The following is a 19,850-nucleotide window of genomic DNA, read 5'->3' as shown; positions in this document are numbered from 1 at the left end:
TTGGAAATACCATATTACGCTATGAATAAGCAATTAGCGAACCAAAAAACCTCTATTTATCAGCTAATTTGCTCAGCTCGTCCCATCCTCCTTTAATATGATATAGGTTCAGGAGCCCTTCGGAATGGAGAAAATTGATAGCCGCCTGACTCCGCTTCCCTGTTTGACAGATCAATATGGGATCAACGATTTCACTAAATATTTCCTTTCGTTCTCCCAGCTCACTGAATGGAATATTACGTCCAACTTCTAATTCCGAATTCCTCTCGTGCGCTTCCCGCAAATCAATAAGTCTTCCCTCCCATTGATTTTGATTTTGGAGGAATTCCTCTGCCGCAATTTCATGATTATCAAATTCGCAATGATAGAAGTATTCCTTTTGATCAAGACTGTTAATCTTCTTAATATCAGTAGATTGAGATAATTTGATCTTATACTGATTATTGTCTAAAGCATTATAAATCAATAATTTTCCCGCTAAGGGTTTACCGATTCCTGAGGCAATTTTTATAACTTCCATCGCCTGCAAACTCCCTATTATTCCCGGCAAGGCGCCAATTACTCCTGCCTCGCTGCAGCTTGGGCTATCTGCCGGCGCTGGTGGATCGGGAAAAACGCATCGGTAACTAGGGCAGTTTGGACCATAATTAAATACACTAACCTGACCCTCAAAGCCTAAAATCGACCCAAAAACTAAGGGTTTACCGAGCATTTGCGACAGGTCATTTACCAAATAACGGGTGGCAAAATTATCCGATCCATCTACGATTATATCATATTCTGCAGCTATTTCCTGAGCATTATCCTTCGTCAAAAATTCCTCGTAAACCTCTATATTTATATTTCTATTCATAAGCTTGAGCTTATGAGCCGCTATCCTCGCTTTGGGAAGGCCCAGATCAATTTCACTATAAAGTACCTGCCGCTGGAGATTTGACAGCTCCACCTGATCTCCATCCACAATCCCCAATTTACCAATTCCCGCAGCCGCTAAGTATTGCAGAACAGGACATCCCAGCCCCCCTGCTCCTATAACTAACACTTTGGTTTGAGATAATTTTTCTTGCCCTGAAGGGCCAAAACTCGTTAACTGATAATGTCGTGAATATCGACTATCCCTATTATTCTGCATATTGTAAAGCCTGATCCCAATCTTTCCAAACGGGTTGATATCCATTTTTCACTAATAAAGAGGCAATGGCCTCGGGGCTTCTTTCGTCAGAAATCTCGAATTGCTCCAGCGACTGAGGTTCTACCGCATAGCCTCCTGGATTGGTCTTGGAGCCTGCACTCATGGAAGTAATGCCCAGTTTGAGCACGTGATTTCTGAAGTGCTCGGTTTCGCGGGTGGATAATGATAGCTCCACATCTGGATCCAGCAGTCGGTAGGCGCAGATCAGCTGAACTAATTCCCTATCAGTCATCACGACCTTAGGTTCCTGGCCCCCACTGAATGGCCTCAATCGAGGAAAGGAAATGGCATATTTAGTTTTCCAATATTTTTTCTCCAAATACTGCAGGTGAAGAGCCGTAAAAAAACTATCCACTCTCCAATCCTCCAAGCCTATCAGTGCCCCCAGTCCTACCTTATGAATACCCGCCTTTCCGAGTCGGTCGGGAGTCTCCAATCGATAATCGAAATTCGACTTTTTCCCTTTCGGATGGTGGATTTTATAGGTATCCCGATGGTAAGTTTCCTGATACACCAATACACTGTGCAGCCCTTCGGGGATCAGCGCCTCATACTCCTCCTGATCCAATGGTTGGACCTCCATGCTTACATTTGCAAAATGGGGCTTGATTAATTTAATGGCATTTTTTAAATAAGCCAAACCAACGGTCTTATTAGCCTCACCTGTCACCAGTAATACATGGTCAAAACCCATGGATTTGAGCACTTCTACTTCTTTCAGTATTTCTGCATCGCTGAGGGTCTTTCTTCGCACCTTATTATCAAGACTGAAACCACAGTAAGTACAGATATTCTGGCATTCATTGGACAAATATAGCGGGGCAAAAAGCTGCATATTATTCCCAAAGCGCTGCAGGCTGAGGCTGCGACTTTTCACCGCCATCTCCTCCAAATAAGGAGCAGCAGCTGGCGAAATCAAGGCTAGAAAATCCCATATACTGCGATTGGGGCTTGCGAGTGCCTGCTCCACATCCCTGCTGGTTATTGATTTTATTTTGTGTAGGATTTCTTCTGGTTGGTATTGATCGAGGATGTCTTTGAACGCTATCATAGGGAAAGGAATTCTGTAAGTGGGCTACTGGAATGGGCTTGAGTGCTGGCCGCAGCGGGACCGCATTCATACGCCTCCCTTCCTGCTTGCACCGCCATCCTGAAGGCTCGGGCCATCCTTACAGGGTCCTGGGCCACGGCGATGGCCGTATTTACTAGCACCGCGTCTGCTCCTATTTCCATGGCGGCGGCGGCATGGGAGGGCACTCCCAGCCCAGCATCCACCACCACTGGGATATTGCTTTGCTCAATGATAATCCTCAGAAAATCAATGGTTTTTAGTCCATTATTGCTACCAATAGGTGAACCCAACGGCATCACCGCCGCAGCGCCGCATTCTTCCAGGCGCTTGCATAAAACTGGGTCTGCATGGATATAAGGTAAGACTATAAATCCCTGCTTTGCCAGCTCCTCCGTTGCTTTGAGCGTTTCTATTGGATCGGGTAATAAATATTTTGGATCAGGGTGGATTTCCAGTTTTACCCAATTCGTTTCTAGTGCTTCGGCGGCAAGTTTAGCTGCAAATACTGCCTCCTTGGCAGTTCGTACGCCGGAGGTATTGGGTAGTAAGTTGATGCGAGGATGGGAAAGATGGGCCAGCATATCGTCCGATTTTCCTTTTATATCCACCCTTCTTAGCGCCACAGTCACCAATTCAGACTCAGAGATATTAATAGCTTCCTGCATGGAAGTATAATTGGGAAACTTTCCAGTACCCGTAAAAAGTCTGCTTTGGAATGTTTTATTAGCGATGGTTAGCATAGGTAAAGTGGTTTTTAATGTTTTGAATTTCTTGTTTTTGATCCTTCGAGAAGTGTAGCAAGCCGCTTACAGCGACGCCATGAACCGCTGTTTCACTGATGGAGGACAGGTCCTCCCTTGCTATTCCCCCTATGGCGATGACAGGTAGGTTAATCCCACGCTGGGACATAGCGCTGACCATCTCAGAATAGCCATTCAGGCCAAGAACTGGAGATAGATTTTTTTTGGTTTCTGTAAATCGAAAGGGTCCTAAACCAATATAATCGGCGCTATCGGCCACAGATAATATATCCTCCAGGGTATTGGCGGTACATCCAATTATTAGCTTATCCCCATATCGTTCGCGGATTTCATGCGCTTTTTGATCATCCTTGCCAACATGGACGCCATAAGCCCCGACCTTATTAGCGATCTCTGCATGGTCATTGATGATCAATTTTGTCGCGTAGCGATCACACACACTTTTCGCTTTTTGGGCAGTTTTTAGAATGATAGATTTAGGAAAATCCTTCATCCTCAACTGCACCCAATCTCCTCCTGATTCACAAAACCGCTCAATAGCGCTAATATAATCCTGTGGATGATTGAGATTAGGGCTTATATAATGTAATGATGATATTGAAGCCTTCATAGTATATTATTTTTATCCAAATGATTACCCCGCTTCCTCTAAATAGGCGCAAAAGGCCTTAAGACGGGCCAGATGATTTTTTTCTTTCCATATTCCTCCCAGAATTGCCGCTCCATCAAAGCCCATACTACTAAGCGCCTTCAGGTGTTTTGGGCTGACACCTCCCAAGGCAAAGACTTCATAGTCCAGCTTCCACTTATTTTCTTCCAGCCAGGAATGAAGCGCTACCGAAGAAAATCCGGTGTTATATCCGGGCTTTGAAAGGCTGTCAAATACTGGACTGATAAACGCGTAATCCAAAATGGTATTTAGCTCAGGAGCCAATTCGTCCAGAGAATGACAAGACTTGCTGATCATTTCCTTTCCTTCTTTTGGCTGCTGATGACCTTTATAATGTCTGCCGCCAAGGCTCAGCTCGCTCACGATTTCATGATGACCATGTAAGCTGATCTGAGGAAAATACTTCTCAGGAATCTCCCGAAATAGCTGTATCAATTCCTGCTTAGTCCAGTCAGGTCTCCGGATATGAAGTCGGTGCAGCCCCACTTCCAATAAGGAAATAAAGGTCTGCACCTCATTTGGCTGCGCATCGGGGGCCGATATAGCAATCAATGAAATCATTGATTAAGATAGATTTCCCCTCCTTTTTCAGAAAATTCAGAGGCCTTTGCTTCCATTCCCTTATCAATGGCTTCCTGAGAATCGAGTCCATTTTGCTCAGCATAATCTCTTACATCCTGAGTGATTTTCATAGAACAGAAGTTCGGCCCACACATAGAACAGAAATGAGCGACCTTAGCGCCGTCTGCTGGAAGTGTCTCATCATGAAAGGCTTTGGCAGTTTCAGGATCCAGGGACAGGTTAAATTGATCTTCCCACCTGAATTCAAAGCGTGCTTTACTTAGGGCATCATCTCGATGCTGAGCTCCAGGGTGACCTTTTGCGAGATCGGCTGCATGAGCGGCGATCTTATAGGTGATGACGCCATCTTTAACATCCTTCTTATCTGGCAATCCCAGGTGTTCTTTAGGAGTCACATAGCAGAGCATTGCACAGCCATACCATCCGATCATCGCCGCTCCGATACCGGAGGTGATATGGTCATATCCCGGAGCAATATCCGTGGTCAAGGGACCCAAAGTATAAAACGGGGCCTCCCCACATTCTACCAGCTGCTTATCCATATTCTCCTTGATCATATGCATAGGAATATGCCCAGGACCTTCTATAATTGTCTGAATATCATGCTTCCAGGCGATCTTAGTCAGCTCTCCCAATGTTTCCAATTCGGCAAACTGAGCGGCATCATTTGCATCTGCGATGGAGCCTGGTCGAAGTCCATCTCCCAGGGAGAATGTGACATTATAGGCTTTCATAATTTCGCAAATCTCCTCAAAATGGGTATAGAGGAAATTTTCCTTATGGTGAGCCAAGCACCATTTTGCCATGATAGAGCCGCCTCTGGATACTATTCCAGTTACCCGCTTGGCGGTCATAGGTACATACCTCAATAATACGCCCGCATGGATGGTGAAATAATCCACGCCTTGCTCCGCCTGCTCTATCAGGGTGTCCCGGAATAGCTCCCATGTCAAATCCTCTGCCTTTCCATTTACCTTTTCTAAGGCCTGATATATAGGCACCGTCCCGATGGGAACGGGGCAATTGCGAAGAATCCACTCTCTGGTCTCATGAATATTCTTCCCAGTACTCAAATCCATGATCGTATCCGCTCCCCATCGGCAAGCCCAGACTGCCTTCTCTACCTCTTCTTCTATGCTGGATCCTATCGCCGAATTACCAATATTGGCATTGATTTTCACCAAAAAATTCCTGCCAATAATCATCGGCTCTGCCTCAGGATGGTTGATATTTGCAGGGATTACTGCCCTTCCCATCGCGACTTCTTCTCTTACAAATTCGGCTGTGATCAGGTTTTTAGGGGTATTAGCACCGAAGTTTTCACCCGGATGCTGCTGAGTCAGCTGCTGTTGCTCTTCTATCTTCTGATTTTCCCGGATGGCGATATACTCCATCTCTGGGGTGATGATGCCCTGCTTAGCATAATGCATCTGACTGACATTTCTTCCCGTTTTTGCCCGCAAAGGGTTCTTAAGTAGGTCAAACCGGAATTTTTCCAAAGAGGGATTATCCAACCTTCTTTGCCCATATTGAGAGCTGAGCTGCTGGAGCTCTTCCACATCCTCGGATTCACGGATCCATTCCTCCCGCAATCTAGGGAGCCCCTTTTTTACATCTATCTGGATGCCAGGGTCGGTATAAGGACCACTGGTATCATAGACCGTCACTGGAGGATTTTTCTCCACCGTCTGATGACGATCTAAATGAGATACGGTATCGTGCAAGGATATTTCCCTCATTGCCACTTTTATCGGATGGATTTTTCCAGCCACATAGACCTTCCTGGAATTTGGAAATGGCGCAGTGGTGATGTAATTACTGATGTTTTCTTGGCTTAATTCCTTCATAATTAATGTGATTATCCTCCTTGGGTGGCCTTAATAATAAGTATCTGATCATTTTCTTTTAGGGCATGATCTTCCCAGTGGTTTTTGGGAATTACCTCATCATTGATCGCAATAGCGATTCCTCTAGAGGCCTGAATCTTTTGGCTTTTGAGCATTCCTGATAAGGTAGCTTCCCCGTCGCCATGAACAATAGGTTCACCGTTTAGGAGCAACTTCATAGTTGTAAAATTTAGAATTGAATAAAAAAACTTCAGGAATGAAGATAATCTGTCGGAAGGACGCTTCACTTTTCCCTTCGCCCGCATTACCGGGATCAGGTTCGGAGGGTATGTCTCAGTCCAGATATAAATATCAGAACACCCCTAAAGTCTGTTACGTGATTACAAAGGTATCATCTTAATGCAGATTCAAAAGTATTATGACCTAAAAATTAAATTTGAAATAAGTATCTGCCTATTTATCACAAAACTAGCTTCAATAAAAAGCTGCTTAAACTCTATACTTTATTACCTCCAAGTAAAAATCAATCACTATGACCAAAGCATTCTAATTGAAATACCAATGATATTTACTCTTTTACTATAGGAATAATCAATTCAGCTCATAAAACCATGATCTGTATGCTCAATTATACTAAAGTTGATTAAGGTATACCTGCACCCTATTACTGGCCAACACTCATGCAAATAACAAGGAATAAGTAACTAAAGATCAGAACATAACACTTTACGGTTCATGCTATTGGTGCACCTTCAGAATGGGAGCCAATACAGAGAGATCACCATCAATTTCCTTTGGAATTGGAATGCCGAGAATTTCGCAGATTAATGGGAAAATATGGATGTTTTCGAAAGGCTCTATTTCCATACCTTCTCTAATGGCTGGACCATTAGCATAAAATATCGCTCCCATGTCTTTGTTATCAGGATGAAATCCATGCTCTCCAAAAGCTTCGGCCTTAAACATAGCTGCTCTATTCTGGTATTTTATGAACCCAGATGTTTCCACCAGGTAGTAGCCATCCTCAGGGATTACCAATAAATCACCCATTCGATCTTCAAATTGCTGAGGCCCTTTTCCATAGTATTTCTTATTCGTAGGATGGACTAGCTTGATATTTTCCAATCCTTTTAGGCCCTTCTTTACCTTCTTCCTGTCTGCGGGGTCTTCTAGGTAAAGATGTGCTAATGCTCCATTATTATAATATTTCAGGTCAAATGGCTCCAGCATTTCCTGGATATTGATGAGGCGATCTTGCCGAATCTCCGTCATCCCATGATCTGAAACCAAAATTGTATTTATGGGTAAGCCAGTTTCCTTAATCCCTTCAAATAATCTTCCCAGCTCCTTATCTAGGCTATGAATAGCTTCCTGGAGTTTCTCTTCATTATTTGGTCCATAGCGATGGCCAATATCGTCTATATCTGAAAAGTAAAGTGTAATCAATTTTGGGCGTTCCTTTTCCGGCAATTCATACCATTGAAGCACCTGGGATACTCTTTCCTGATTGCTCACCGTACCATCATAATCGAAATAATACCTAGGTCTTATCCCTTGAATATCCGCCTCCGAACCTATAAAGAAAAAGCTGGCTGCGGGGAGCTCATTCTTTTCTGCCTGGACCCGAAGAGGCGTTCCCCCATACCAGCTGCCATCCTGAACGGCCTCTCGATTGCCAATCTTATATACCTGATCGCGGTTCGGGTCATAGAATAAATTATCAACCAGCCCATGATGGGCGGTTCTCATGCCAGTAGCTATTGAATAGTGATTGGGAAAAGTCTTGGAGGGAAAGACAGGAATCATAGCTGAAGCCTTAGTTCCTGATTCCAAAAACTGCCTTAAATGGAGGGGTTCAAATCGGTCAGTATAGTCATACCTGTACCCGTCTAAAGATATTAGTAAAACGTATTGCTGCGTGGATTGAGCGGATACAGAAAGGTTTGATACCAGGCAAATCCCTAGCATAAGGGCAGCTAATTTACTCATGATTTATGCAATTAAATATCAGAGATAATGAATACATAACTAATTAACATACAATAAGTTATGAACACCAGTTAAAGAAAGGCTTTTGGGGTGAGATTAAATGGATTTCTTTGAGGGAAAGGATATATACCTGCTCTTTTTTCCTGACCAAAAGTAATTTATTTCTGCCAGCAGCGCAATGGTAAAGATCAAAAAATAAGACATCAGGTGGGAATAGTTGGGAATAGATCAAAAAAAAAGGCTGCAGATTAGTGCAGCCTTTTTTAAGGAATTATAGGTTAGTTGCGATCAACCTTCCATCCAGTTAGGACCGATAAGTTGTTGCAGCTTTTTATCATATTCATTTGCCTTGTCTTCATTTTTCAGACGAGTATGAATCTGGAATAAGATCTGCATAATTTCTGTATTTTCAGGCTTTTGCTCCAAAGCTTTTTCGAACAATGGAACTGCTTTAGAATAAAGGTCATCAGCCTCACCTAGCATTTTTTCAGACTTGGATTCCCACTCATCATCAGGAAGGTTGTTTACCTCATTGATGATTTCTCTAGCTTTGTCCACATATACTGCAGCAGCATAATAGTTACCTTCGAAGAAGTCAGGGTCGATTTCTACCGCTTTCAAGTATTCTTCAAGGGCACCATCGATATCACCTGATTGCTCCTTTAGGTAGCCATAGCGTAACCTAACTGGTGCATTATTTGGGTCTTTATCCAGAGATTCTTTGATGGAAGCCATAGCCTCATCCATTTTCTCTAATTGTAATAACAATTGAATTTCAAATTCAGAAAGACCTTTGTCATCAGGGTAGATTTCTCTAGCTTCTTTTACCAAGCGGTAAGCTTCTTCCTGATTTTCTTCTTCTGTATTTGCGATTTGGATCAGGAAGTAATAGGCATTCAGCTTATTATATTCTTCATTGTCCAAAAGCATGGTAAGGTACTTTTTGGCTGCATCAAAATCCTCTGCCATATTTGCAGTATAACCTGCGTTGAACACAATAGAGGTATCTTTTGGATCGATATCGGCAGCAATTCCAAAGAATTTAGTGGCCATAGCCATATCATCTTCTTCATATCTTTCGATACCTTTATTTACTGAAGTGGTTTTCAGGCTTAACATTCCTTCACCTTGAAGAGATTCAGGCATACCTGGAACTACTTCTTTGAAAAGGTCTTTTCCTACTTTGCTGGCAGAGTCCATTCCAGTAAGTTCCCAGGCATTGAAGAATGCATCGTAAGCAGTACTTCCCACACCATAAGTAGATTCTGTATTGGAGGAATCAGCAGCATATTGCAAGGTCAGGATCTGACCTTTGATGAAATAGGTTTCGGGATCCTCACTTGTTTCAGGATCCTGAGTTGCTTTTTCGATTTCAGTTAATGCTTCCGTTAGCTCTCCCTTTCGGAGTGCTTTTTCAGCATTTTTAACTACCTTTTTTTGGCCGAAGGCTAACGTAGAAGCCACACCAACCAAAGCTAATGATAAAACTAATTTTTTCATTTTTGTCTAATTATTCCTCTTTTGGTTTTTCGCTATTGTTTGAATCTTGTTGATTTTCTTCAGAAGTGTCAATGTCTTCAATTCCTTCTATTAAGTCTTCTTCTACTTGTTCGACTTTAGCTACAGAAGAAATTTCGTCATTATCATTCAATTTAATAAGCCTTACTCCTTGAGTGGCTCTACCCATTACTCTCAGATCAGCGACTGGTGTTCTTATGATTATCCCTGATTTGTTGATAATCATCAGATCGTCAGAATCTATTACTGATTTTATTGCAACTAGGCTACCGGTTTTTTCTGTGACGTTCATTGCTTTTACACCTTTGCCACCACGATTGGTAATCCTATACTCATCTACGGAGCTTCGCTTTCCGTATCCCTTTTCAGATACTACCAGCAAAGAAGCCTCCTCCCTATTCACACAAACCATGCCAACCACAAAATCGCTGTCATCGCTAAGTTTTATGGCTTTAACGCCCGTAGCGGTCCTTCCCATTGGTCGTACTGCTGATTCGTGGAAGTGGATAGCACGTCCAGACTTGGCCGCTATGATGATATGCGCATCACCATGAGTAAGCTCCACATTCAATAACTGATCATCTTCCCGGATATTCAGGGCAATAATACCGTTAGATCGTGGTCTAGCGTACTGCTGAAGCGTTGTTTTCTTAATTATACCCTGCTTTGTCGCCATCACCAGGTAGTTATTCTGGATATAATCCTCGTCATTTAGATCATTGACCTGGATGATGGAACGGATCCTATCATCAGCCTCAATATGAATAAGATTTTGGATTGGTCTACCCTTAGAAGTCTTACTTCCCTCTGGAATAGCATAGGTTTTGAGCCAGAATAATTTACCCTTGTCCGTAAAGATCAGCAGATAATTGTGTGTGGACGCCGAGAAAATGTATTCTGTATAATCATCTTCCTTGGTCTTCACTCCTCTTGATCCTACTCCACCACGTGTTTGGATGCGGTATTCTTTCAGCGCAGTTCGTTTTACATAGCCTTGCTGAGATACAGTGATGATGACTTCCTCATTAGGAATCATATCCTCATAACTAAAATCTTCGGCATTATGCTCAATTTCCGTACGTCTCTCATCATTATATCGCTCCTTGATTTCAATAAGCTCATTTTTGATGATTTCCATTCGGCGCTCTTTATTGGCCAGGATGTCCTTCAGGTCTTCTATTAAAAGCATAAGCTCTTCGTATTCCTTCACGATCTTGTCGCGCTCCATGCCTGTAAGACGTTGGAGACGCATATCCAAAATGGCTCTAGCCTGAATCTCTGAAAGTTCAAATTTCTCCATTAAGGCTGTTCTTGCCGCCTCAGGATCCCTAGAACTTCTTATCAGATTGATCACCTCATCCAAATTGTCCAAGGCAATAAGATAGCCTTGAAGGATGTGTGCTCTCTTTTCGGCTTCCTTCAGTTCGTATTCCGTCCTTCTGGTCACCACCTCATGCCTATGACTCACATAGTGCACGATCAGGTCCTTGAGGTTTAGGGTATGCGGGCGGCCTTTGACCAGCGCCACATTATTGATACTAAAAGAAGTCTGTAATTGAGTTTGCTTATACAGGTTGTTTAAGACGACATTGGCAATGGCATCCCGCTTGAGCTCATATACAATCCGCATTCCTTGACGATCTGACTCATCACGGATGGCAGAGATTCCATCAAGTTTTTTCTCTTGAATAAGTTGAGCGGTCTTCTCGACCATATTAGCCTTATTGACCAAATAAGGGATCTCGTGGATGATGATCATCTCACGTCCACTTTCTTTGGTCTCCACTGTAGCTTTGCCACGCATTACTACTCGGCCTCTACCCGTTTCGTAAGCTGCCTTCACACCATTATAGCCATAGATAATCCCACCAGTAGGGAAATCAGGGGCAATAATGTGCTTCATCAACTCATCTATGGTAATCTCATTGTTTTCTATATAAGCGGTGATACCATCGATCACCTCTCCCAGTTGGTGTGGAGCCATATTGGTCGCCATACCTACCGCAATACCCGATGCTCCATTCAATAATAGGGCTGGGATTTTGGCGGGAAGAACGATAGGCTCTTTTAGGGAGTCATCGAAGTTCAACTGAAAGTCAACCGTTTCTTTATTGATATCGATCAATAATTCTTCGGCAATTCGCTTTAGCCTTGCTTCGGTATAACGCATAGCGGCGGCATTGTCACCATCTATGGAACCGAAGTTTCCTTGAGGATCGACTAATGGGTAACGAAGGGACCAGGGCTGTGCCATACGTACCATGGTCTCGTACACTGCACTGTCACCATGTGGGTGATACTTACCAAGTACCTCCCCGACGATCCTTGCGGATTTTTTGTACGGCTTATTATGTAATACGCCCAACTCCTGCATACCAAACAGGATCCGGCGGTGAACGGGCTTCATTCCGTCCCTCACATCAGGAAGTGCTCTGGAAACAATGACCGACATCGAATAATCGATGTATGCTCCGCGCATTTCCTCCTCAATATTAATCGGTATAATGTTCTCGTTTTCTCTATGAGCCATGTTAACTGTTTCTCAATATAAGGTTGCAAGATAATAAAAAGAATAAGGTTTTAAAACCCAATTTTTAGGTATAAAAAAGATAAAACCTATAAGTTTAGTACCACTGACCCACCTTTCGGTTTTGCATCTCCCAAATTGAGCTGCCCCGATACTCCACACCATCATGTAAGTGCTTCATTTTCACCCCACAACCGGGAAACTTACAGCGCTTGGTGCCCGGAAGTCGCAAGGCCACCCCAATATTCACCATGAAGAGATTTTGGTTGATAGTTTGTACTTCTTCTAGCCTGGAATTAATATAATCATACTTCCGGAAGGAAGCATTGGGCTTAATAAACATCTTGGTGTATTCAGAAAACTCCCTTTCTATCCGTAATCCAAAAGAATAATAAGGCTCAGTTGCCGCCAATGCAGGGTCCCCATCCTTGATGGTCAGACTGCCAAACTCCCCCTCAATTATCACCCGCCATGGGTAATCTTGCCGCATCCTTATCTTCTGCTCAGCCTGCATGTATAGATTATTGGAATCAAATTTCTTATACTTCATCGCTAAGAATTGCCTTCGCCGCTGAGCATCCCAAAGCACCAAACCCACCGTACCAAAAAAACGATCAGTCACTAATTTGTCGCTCGTTAAGGTAAATTGATACTCAGGATTTTCTAATGTTTTAATCTTCCCAAAATCCCTCCCATAACCTCCGCCTACGCTCAGGATGCCAAATATATCAATTCTCAGCCCCGCCTCTATCGGAACCACATGCCCTGAGGAACTGAAATCCTTGATTTCATTTGGGGAAATAGCTCCTAAACCCTCCTGAATGGGGATTATGGGATAGGTTTCGGGCATGGAGGCCTGGAAGGCCATATCATCATAATGAAGCCCATAACCAGTGCTCATCTCCAGGCTGATCTTGCTGATGATGCCTCTGCTGATATTCCCTAAGCCGCTATTGCTGCGACGGGTCTTCGTGGCCTTGGTGTCTATCCCAAACAGGTCTTCGTCTTGCGCCATCGCAGGTTGGTAAAGCAGCATGCCAATACTGACAATGATGAAGGCTTTCCAATACTGGGAATTGGATGCTTTAGGTCTGTTAAATAAAGTTAGGTGTAGCATTTCTTTGATTCGTTGTGTATATCAAATAATGCTTAAAAATAGTAAAAAATGATAGAAATACTTTTTATCACTGCCTCATGGAAATTTTCTTTTCCATAAAACTTTTCGTTTGCTCCTAAATCCCCCCTCAATCGAAAGTAAAATAGGGGCCAAATTACCATTTTGATATCCAACTAGGTTGATGGGGATTTGTCCCTATTCCGCAACGGGTAAAAGCAGGAAGGTGGAAGCTAAAGAAACTCTGAAAAATGGTGTTTGGTCCCTATAGCTATCTTAAATTTTGGGCAATAAAAAACCTCAAGGACCACGAGATAAATCTGAGTCCTTGAGGTTTTTATTCCATCAATGGAAAATATAAAGAGGCTTATTCGGCGTCTTCTTCTTCTGGAGTTCTCTCGCTTGCTTTCTCCGCGATCAACTCATTTACCTTAGTCTTTACTTCAGGATCAGTTTTCATGGCGGTATTTACCTTATTATAGGTAGCTGCCCCGAGAATCTCATCGTCCTTAATTAAAGAGATCATACGCTCCTTGATCACATCAGAAAGGGAGTTTTTAGTATCCATGATTTTGGTATACTCTGCTTTCTCCTCTTCAGTGATGCTGATTTCTGCCAACTTAGTGTCGTCGCCCCACGCTTCTTTGATTTCGTTATAGCGAGCTACATCAAATACCTCGTTATCCTTAATCATGCTTTCAAGTTCCCCTTGTTTCACTTCCATGAAGTGATTCACAGAATCTTTCATTGCTGCGAATTTCTCAATTTCTTCATCTGTAACAGCTTCTGCTTCCTGAGCAAATGCCTTTACATTCATTAAACACAACATTAGGAATGCCAATCCAAATAAACGCTTCATCTTTTTCAATCTTTTTAATTAAAATTCAAGTAATAAACTAGCTTCCAATAAAAGGCATTAGCCTTAATTAAGCAAGAAAAAAATGAAAAAAAACCTTTTTTAAATGATCTAAATCGGGCAGAATTGCTAAGTTTTCTGGCTTAACCTCTTGAAAATATTATACTTCCCTCAATTTATTAATAATATCCTTGGGATCATCCGCACCGAACACAAAGCTTCCGGCCACCAAAATGTCCGCCCCAGCCTCTTTTAGCTTATGTCCTGTCTCTAAATTCACCCCGCCATCTATCTCTATCTTAGCCCTGGAGCCTGTTGCTGTAATTATCGCCTTTAGCTCCCTTACTTTTTCATAAGTATGCTCGATGAATTTCTGCCCACCAAAGCCGGGATTCACCGACATGACGATCACCTGATCAATATCCCTTATGATATTTCTGAGCAACTGCACCGAACTATGTGGGTTGAGCGCCACACCTGCTTTACAGCCCAGTTCATGGATCGCCTGAATGCTCCGGTGAAGATGAGGACATGCCTCCAGATGGACCGTGATGGTCTCCGCCCCCGCTTTCTGAAACTGCTGGAAATACTGGTCGGGATTTACGATCATCAGATGCACATCCAAGGGCTTCCTGGCGTGTCTATGAATAGCCTCTACCACCGGCAGGCCAAAGGATATATTGGGCACAAAAACACCATCCATAATATCCACATGGATAAAATCTGCAGAGGATTCATTGAGCATGGTGATTTCGGATTGTAAATTGGCAAAATCTGCTGCCAATACGGAGGGGGAAACTAGTATTTCGTTCATCGATTTTTTCTCTTTTTAAAACAAGCCCACACAAAGATGATGCACCTTTTGGGCTTATAAAGAAAATAAAAATTGACAAGAATGTTTCTGCTAAGCTTATATAAGTTTAATCCCAAACTGGAACCCATGCTTATTGCTTCCTTTCAATAGCCTGTTTTTAGGCCCTTTATTGGATAAATACCTTATGTCTTTCCCTCACATTTCCTTCCTGCAATTCGATAATATAAAGCCCAGAGAGTTTTCTTTTAAACTCCATCTCATAGGGTTCTTTTTGGGATTGTCGGCTCAGCCTATCCTTGGTTACGATTTGCCCTTGAGTATCATATAGAAGATAGTGGCAGTTATTCTGCGCACCAAACTGGATAAAAAATTCCCGACCATCAGTAGGATTAGGATAGATTTTGGTTTGATAGATTTCTGGAGATTTCTCGACGTCTAGTACCTGGCCAAAATAAGCTAGGTGGAAATTAGGAATTCCATAGCCATAATAATTGTCGGGATCTTCTGCCTGGCTGCCGCTGGCCAATAAATAACCCAGCAACTCCTCTTTTTTCCACTCTGGTCTCCCTTGACGGATCCCCGCCACCAAGCCTGCGATTTGAGGTGCAGAATAAGAGGTGCCATTGGAGGTGCTGGTGCCATTCTCATTATGCCAGAGCCATACTCCTCTGCCCAGCGTGGTAAGGTCAGGTTTTATCCTACCATCTGCCGATGGCCCGATACTACTAAAACTGGAAGCCTCCAGGTTCTTATCCACCGATCCTATCGCCAATATTCCTTCCGCATCTGCAGGCACGGAAATGGTGCTGGCCGTTTTATTTCCCGCATTTCCAGCACTTGTGATCACGATGATCCCCTTAGAGGAAGCGATATTGGCTGCCTGGCTTATGATGGCCGTCTTCCCATCAAGATCCTCTATATCATAGTCCATTCGGGGGTCATCATAAAATCGATAACCTAAAGAACTACTTATAATATCAGTCCCCAAGCTATCAGCATATTCCGCCGCACGAGACCAATTATACTCTTCTATCCTATATTCAGAAGCCACATCCTCTGTGATACACAGTATATACGAAGCATCATATGCCCCGGACACGAGGTTTTCGGGGTCATTACTGGCGATCAATGATAAGGCCGCAGTACCGTGATTTTCGGTTCTAAAAACATCGTTTGACCAGGGTTTAACAAAATCTTTGGTTGCGATTATTTGCTCATTGTCAAATAAGTGCTGAAGTCCACTAATTTTATCCGCATTCATAAACCCACCATCCAATACCGCTATTTTGACGCCCTCACCCGTAAGGCCTTCCTGGTGCATTTCGGATATTCCAATCAATCCATTTTGATAAGCATAATCCTCCTCTGCAGAGGTCCTGGAGAGTATTCTGATGGAGACATTGGACTGCAGAAGATTGCCTCCACTCCTCTTACCTTCCTCATAAAACCCCCTGGCCACCAACTCCACCGTGTCCACTATGGCCAACTTATCGATAAGCTTCACTTGCTCCTCGGTCGCAGTCACCACGGAAGCATTCATCCATTTACTCTGATAGATGATTTCTTTCACTAAAGGCTTGATCTGATCGATATTGCAGGGACTTACTGGCAGGTCCAGACTATCAATAGGGATGCCTTCATGGCTTCTGCGCTGTATGGCATCAGCAGTCAAAAATGCCTCCGGCTGATCCAGACTATACGCTGTATTCGGCTTATATTTATACCTAATAGCATACCTGTCCTGCGCCTGCACCAGTCCTCCAAGCAGGCAAAAACAGGCTAGCATGATGATTTTATTGATATTTTCCATGGGTGATAAGTTCTAAATGAGATAAACGACCACTTTCTATGATTTGTTCTCCCAAACAATCATTTCGTGAACAATAAGTCAATGTTTCGATATATTGTTCTATCATTCCCACTCCAAAGGCATATACTTCAAAACGATTATCTCTAATGGTAATTAGGTCATCCTCTTCCTGTTGGATTATTTTGACCGCATTATTATAAGTATTTCCCTCTATCGTAAAAGGCCCGGGAGTCTGCATCTGATAGTCATCGATAGGAAAAACATTATAGGCATTGCCATCCCATAGACTGGCAGATGCCACGGGAAATACCAAGGGGATTTTATTGAGATTGTCCTGTAACCGGATCAACGCATTGTTTTTGATCTGCAAGGTATAGGTGCTATGGCTCTCCCAGGACAGTTGGTCACTGGACTTGCTCCTGCTGACGGTATAGACCAGTCTTCCTTCCTGATTGAGATAGCTATGGCTGATATGATCCTGATAAAAAAAGTAGGAGCTCTCAATATCATCTTCCCCATAAACGACCGTTTCATTTACCCCATAGACCCAAAATCGCCCTTCCTCCAATGGCATATATTCATAGCCCAATTCCACCGGCTCCACGGGCTCTTGCTCGCAGGCAAAGCATAATAGGATCATTAGAAATGGGAAAAGTTTCTTCATACGTGTAGCATAGGTATAGGACACTTCTTAGCAAGATCCCTGCTTTATTTTATTTGTTCATTATATATCAGGAGCAGATCCATCCGCCTTCAACCCTCTTTTAGGTATAGTACTAGTAAACTAATTACTTTAAAACCATTATGCAAAAATACAATAAAGCATGAAAACCTAATATATCAAATATTAGTTTTCAATTCGAATCCTTCCATCGCTTTAGATAAAGTGTTAATTCTGCTTATCTTTGGCCTTAGAAAATAAATCATTAGGATTTATAATAGGTCATTTTCACCAGTAGCCTTGCAAGGCTTAATTGAAATCTATAGGCAGTTGGACTCATATGGAAGTCCTGATCCCACGCTTCCCAGCGGAGGCCATTAGCTGATTTTAATAATTGAACCAGACCGGGATAATGCATTTATTTTCAGCTTTATATAAAAATTAATAAGGAAGAATATTATAATTTATGGCACTAAAAACATTCGTTAAAGTCAGCAGTGTAAATAATCTAAGTGATGCCCGATATTGTGCAGGAATGTATGTAAGCTTACTGGGCTTTAGCCTTGAAGAATACGACAAAAATTATATCAGTCCTGAGACTTATAAGGAAATCACCGGATGGCTCAGCGGTCTGGAATATGTAGCAGAATTTGAGACCAGTCATCCAGATAATATATTGGAGAAGGTAAAGGCTTATGAGGGTATAGACCATATACAGATCAGTGAAGAGGCCCATTTAAGAATGCTTGCGAACACTTCATATAATTTACTTTTCAAGAAAGAGTTGAATGCACTTGGAGAATTGGAACACCTAAAAGCCATAGCTCCTAGCTTAGCCGAAAATAATATCACCCTGGTTTTAGAGTCTGGAAACCTGGAGCTTGCTGAGGATGCGATAGGCTTGATTAAGGAGCTTAGTGGACAGTGTCAGGTATTATTAGGATTTGGTTTAGAGCCTGAAAACTTAGAGGCTATTCTCGAAAAAACGGGTGCGCAGGGCTTAGCCCTGAAAGGCGGAGATGAAATTAAGCCTGGCTATAAGGATTTTGACGAGCTGGCAGATATTTTAGAGGCTTTGGAGGAAGATTAATTCAAAATGGCTTAGGGAGGATAAAATCAATCCTCCTTAAAAGGCCATTTTTCCTTCTTTAGTGAGTTCTCTACGGATGCCGATATTGATTTCCGCCTCCTTGATTTCCCCATTATATTTGGCCAGTGCTTTGATGGAGGCATATTGGATGATGTTGACAATATTCGCCCCAGTCAATTCATATTTTTTGGACAAATCCTCAAAATCCAACGTTTTTTCCAATTTTGCCTTTTCGGGGAGGTTCTTTAGCCATATCGATAGGCGCTCAGAGGCGGTAGGCATGGGGAACTCGATGATGCTATGAAACCGTCTGGCAAAAGCGGCATCTATATTACTTTTAAAATTGGAGGCTAAAATTACCAATCCGGGGTGATTTTCTATTCGCTGTAGCAAATAAGATACTTCCTGATTAGCGTATTTGTCATGAGCGTCCTTGACCGTAGTTCTTTTGCCAAATATGGCGTCTGCCTCATCAAAGAACAATATCCAGTCCTTATTGGCAGCCTTATCAAAAAGCGATGATAAGTTTTTTTCGGTTTCACCAATAAATTTGGAGGTCACCAAAGACAGGTCAATTCGGAAAACCGGCCTGGCCGTATGCTTCCCGAGCAGACCAGCGGTGAGGGTCTTACCAGTTCCTGGAGGACCATAAAACATCACCCTAAACCCAGGCTTAATTCTTCCAGCCATCCCCCAGTCTTCCCATAATTTCTGATGCTGCTCCAGCCATTCCTGGATTTCTAAGATATAGGCAAGGGTTTTAGCATTCAGAACTAAATCCGTCCATTCCAAGCTGGTTTCTATGGGTTCGGCAGGAAAACTCGTTCCAAAAACGGGCTTAGAAAGTTGATCGGTGGTAAAGCGCTCGGCATATTCAGCGTCCATGACCAGTGCCGAGGCCCATTCTGGCTCATGGCTTTCGCGAGAACCCCAGTGGATCACCCCTAGCTGTATCAATAGGGCTGTTTTTAGAAGTTTGAAATATTTTTTTCTCGTGGCAATGTCGATTCCTGCCACCACAAAAAGGTAGGTTTCTCCGGTGGGGATAATCCCGCGATGGCTCTTGGACCGGAGGCCTCCAAATTCCACCAAATCATGTCCATCAGGAAAGTATTGGGCGATAATTCTACTATAAAAACCTGGGTCCAGGTGGGGGACCAAAGCCATGCCTAAGAGCAATAATTCATGATTGGGAATGGTCTTAGCCTGCACAAACTTCCCCAATTCAGTCCCTGGGTCAAATTGCAAATTGAGCTGAGGCTGAACCAATGTACTTGTTTTTTTGGTAAAAAAGTCCATTCTAGCCTTGATGGCCATTTCTACAAAGTGAATCAAATCCACCATAAA

General features: G+C 42.9%; 17 protein-coding genes and 1 riboswitch. Of the genes, 1 reads left to right on the top strand and 16 read right to left on the bottom strand.

The features are described from left to right. Positions 1–52 precede the first annotated feature (52 nt). From moeB to B050_RS0111130, 15 genes are all read right to left on the bottom strand, one after another. The gene (gene moeB, locus B050_RS0111210; RefSeq protein ID WP_018474008.1) at positions 53–1,132 is read right to left on the bottom strand and encodes a molybdopterin-synthase adenylyltransferase MoeB; all 1,080 of its coding nucleotides are present in this window, start codon (positions 1,130–1,132) and stop codon (positions 53–55) included. Further along, complete coding sequence (gene thiH / locus B050_RS0111205; RefSeq protein WP_018474007.1) at positions 1,122–2,243, bottom strand: 2-iminoacetate synthase ThiH; 1,122 nt, start codon at positions 2,241–2,243, stop codon at positions 1,122–1,124. Before thiH ends, moeB begins: the two co-directional genes overlap by 11 nt. Continuing rightward, positions 2,240–3,004 (bottom strand): thiazole synthase, encoded by a 765-nt coding sequence (locus B050_RS0111200; protein WP_018474006.1) that lies wholly within the window; start codon positions 3,002–3,004, stop codon positions 2,240–2,242. Before B050_RS0111200 ends, thiH begins: the two co-directional genes overlap by 4 nt. Next, on the bottom strand, positions 2,988–3,635 hold the full coding sequence (gene thiE, locus B050_RS0111195) for a thiamine phosphate synthase (protein WP_018474005.1): 648 nt from the start codon (positions 3,633–3,635) through the stop codon (positions 2,988–2,990). Before thiE ends, B050_RS0111200 begins: the two co-directional genes overlap by 17 nt. 24 nt (positions 3,636–3,659) lie before the next feature. Further along, positions 3,660–4,256, bottom strand: a complete 597-nt coding sequence (locus B050_RS22335) for a thiamine phosphate synthase (protein ID WP_018474004.1) — start codon at positions 4,254–4,256, stop codon at positions 3,660–3,662. After that, positions 4,253–6,124 carry a phosphomethylpyrimidine synthase ThiC gene (gene thiC, locus B050_RS0111185; RefSeq protein ID WP_018474003.1) on the bottom strand — a complete coding sequence of 624 codons (1,872 nt, stop codon included), beginning with the start codon at positions 6,122–6,124 and terminating at the stop codon, positions 4,253–4,255. Before thiC ends, B050_RS22335 begins: the two co-directional genes overlap by 4 nt. 11 nt (positions 6,125–6,135) lie before the next feature. After that, entirely contained in the window at positions 6,136–6,342 is a 207-nt protein-coding gene (thiS, locus tag B050_RS0111180; protein ID WP_018474002.1) for a sulfur carrier protein ThiS, read from the bottom strand. A 55-nt stretch (positions 6,343–6,397) separates the two neighbouring features. Next, a riboswitch (TPP riboswitch) is annotated at positions 6,398–6,498 on the bottom strand. 364 nt (positions 6,499–6,862) lie between these two features. After that, positions 6,863–8,113, bottom strand: a complete 1,251-nt coding sequence (locus tag B050_RS0111175) for an alkaline phosphatase family protein (RefSeq protein WP_026235814.1) — start codon at positions 8,111–8,113, stop codon at positions 6,863–6,865. Positions 8,114–8,401: 288 nt separating this feature from the next. Beyond that, entirely contained in the window at positions 8,402–9,613 is a 1,212-nt protein-coding gene (locus B050_RS0111165; protein ID WP_018473999.1) for a tetratricopeptide repeat protein, read from the bottom strand. A gap of 10 nt (positions 9,614–9,623) precedes the next feature. Then, entirely contained in the window at positions 9,624–12,161 is a 2,538-nt protein-coding gene (gene gyrA, locus B050_RS0111160; protein WP_018473998.1) for a DNA gyrase subunit A, read from the bottom strand. A 94-nt stretch (positions 12,162–12,255) separates the two neighbouring features. Next, positions 12,256–13,275, bottom strand: a complete 1,020-nt coding sequence (locus B050_RS0111155; RefSeq protein ID WP_018473997.1) for a hypothetical protein — start codon at positions 13,273–13,275, stop codon at positions 12,256–12,258. Between the two features lie 364 nt (positions 13,276–13,639). Then, positions 13,640–14,089: a hypothetical protein gene (locus B050_RS0111145; protein WP_018473995.1), complete on the bottom strand. Its 450-nt coding sequence runs from the start codon at positions 14,087–14,089 to the stop codon at positions 13,640–13,642. A gap of 199 nt (positions 14,090–14,288) precedes the next feature. Further along, on the bottom strand, positions 14,289–14,942 hold the full coding sequence (gene rpe, locus B050_RS0111140; RefSeq protein WP_018473994.1) for a ribulose-phosphate 3-epimerase: 654 nt from the start codon (positions 14,940–14,942) through the stop codon (positions 14,289–14,291). 166 nt (positions 14,943–15,108) lie between these two features. After that, positions 15,109–16,752, bottom strand: a complete 1,644-nt coding sequence (locus tag B050_RS0111135; protein WP_018473993.1) for a S8 family serine peptidase — start codon at positions 16,750–16,752, stop codon at positions 15,109–15,111. Further along, the gene (locus B050_RS0111130) at positions 16,736–17,416 is read right to left on the bottom strand and encodes a hypothetical protein (RefSeq protein ID WP_157492739.1); all 681 of its coding nucleotides are present in this window, start codon (positions 17,414–17,416) and stop codon (positions 16,736–16,738) included. The genes B050_RS0111135 and B050_RS0111130 overlap by 17 nt, the downstream gene beginning before the upstream one ends. Positions 17,417–17,879: 463 nt before the next feature. Here B050_RS0111130 and B050_RS0111120 point away from each other — a divergent pair, with 463 nt between their 5' ends. Beyond that, positions 17,880–18,503 carry a phosphoribosylanthranilate isomerase gene (locus B050_RS0111120; protein ID WP_026235811.1) on the top strand — a complete coding sequence of 208 codons (624 nt, stop codon included), beginning with the start codon at positions 17,880–17,882 and terminating at the stop codon, positions 18,501–18,503. A 36-nt stretch (positions 18,504–18,539) separates the two neighbouring features. Here the strand turns inward: B050_RS0111120 and B050_RS0111115 are convergent, their stop codons facing one another. Continuing rightward, positions 18,540–19,847, bottom strand: a complete 1,308-nt coding sequence (locus tag B050_RS0111115) for an ATP-binding protein (protein WP_018473989.1) — start codon at positions 19,845–19,847, stop codon at positions 18,540–18,542. Positions 19,848–19,850 lie beyond the last annotated feature (3 nt).

The sequence above is a fragment of the Echinicola pacifica DSM 19836 genome (assembly GCF_000373245.1).
Lineage (GTDB): Bacteria > Bacteroidota > Bacteroidia > Cytophagales > Cyclobacteriaceae > Echinicola > Echinicola pacifica.
The sequence above is the reverse complement of the archived record's forward strand: the minus strand, read 5'-3'. Positions and strand labels throughout refer to the sequence as shown.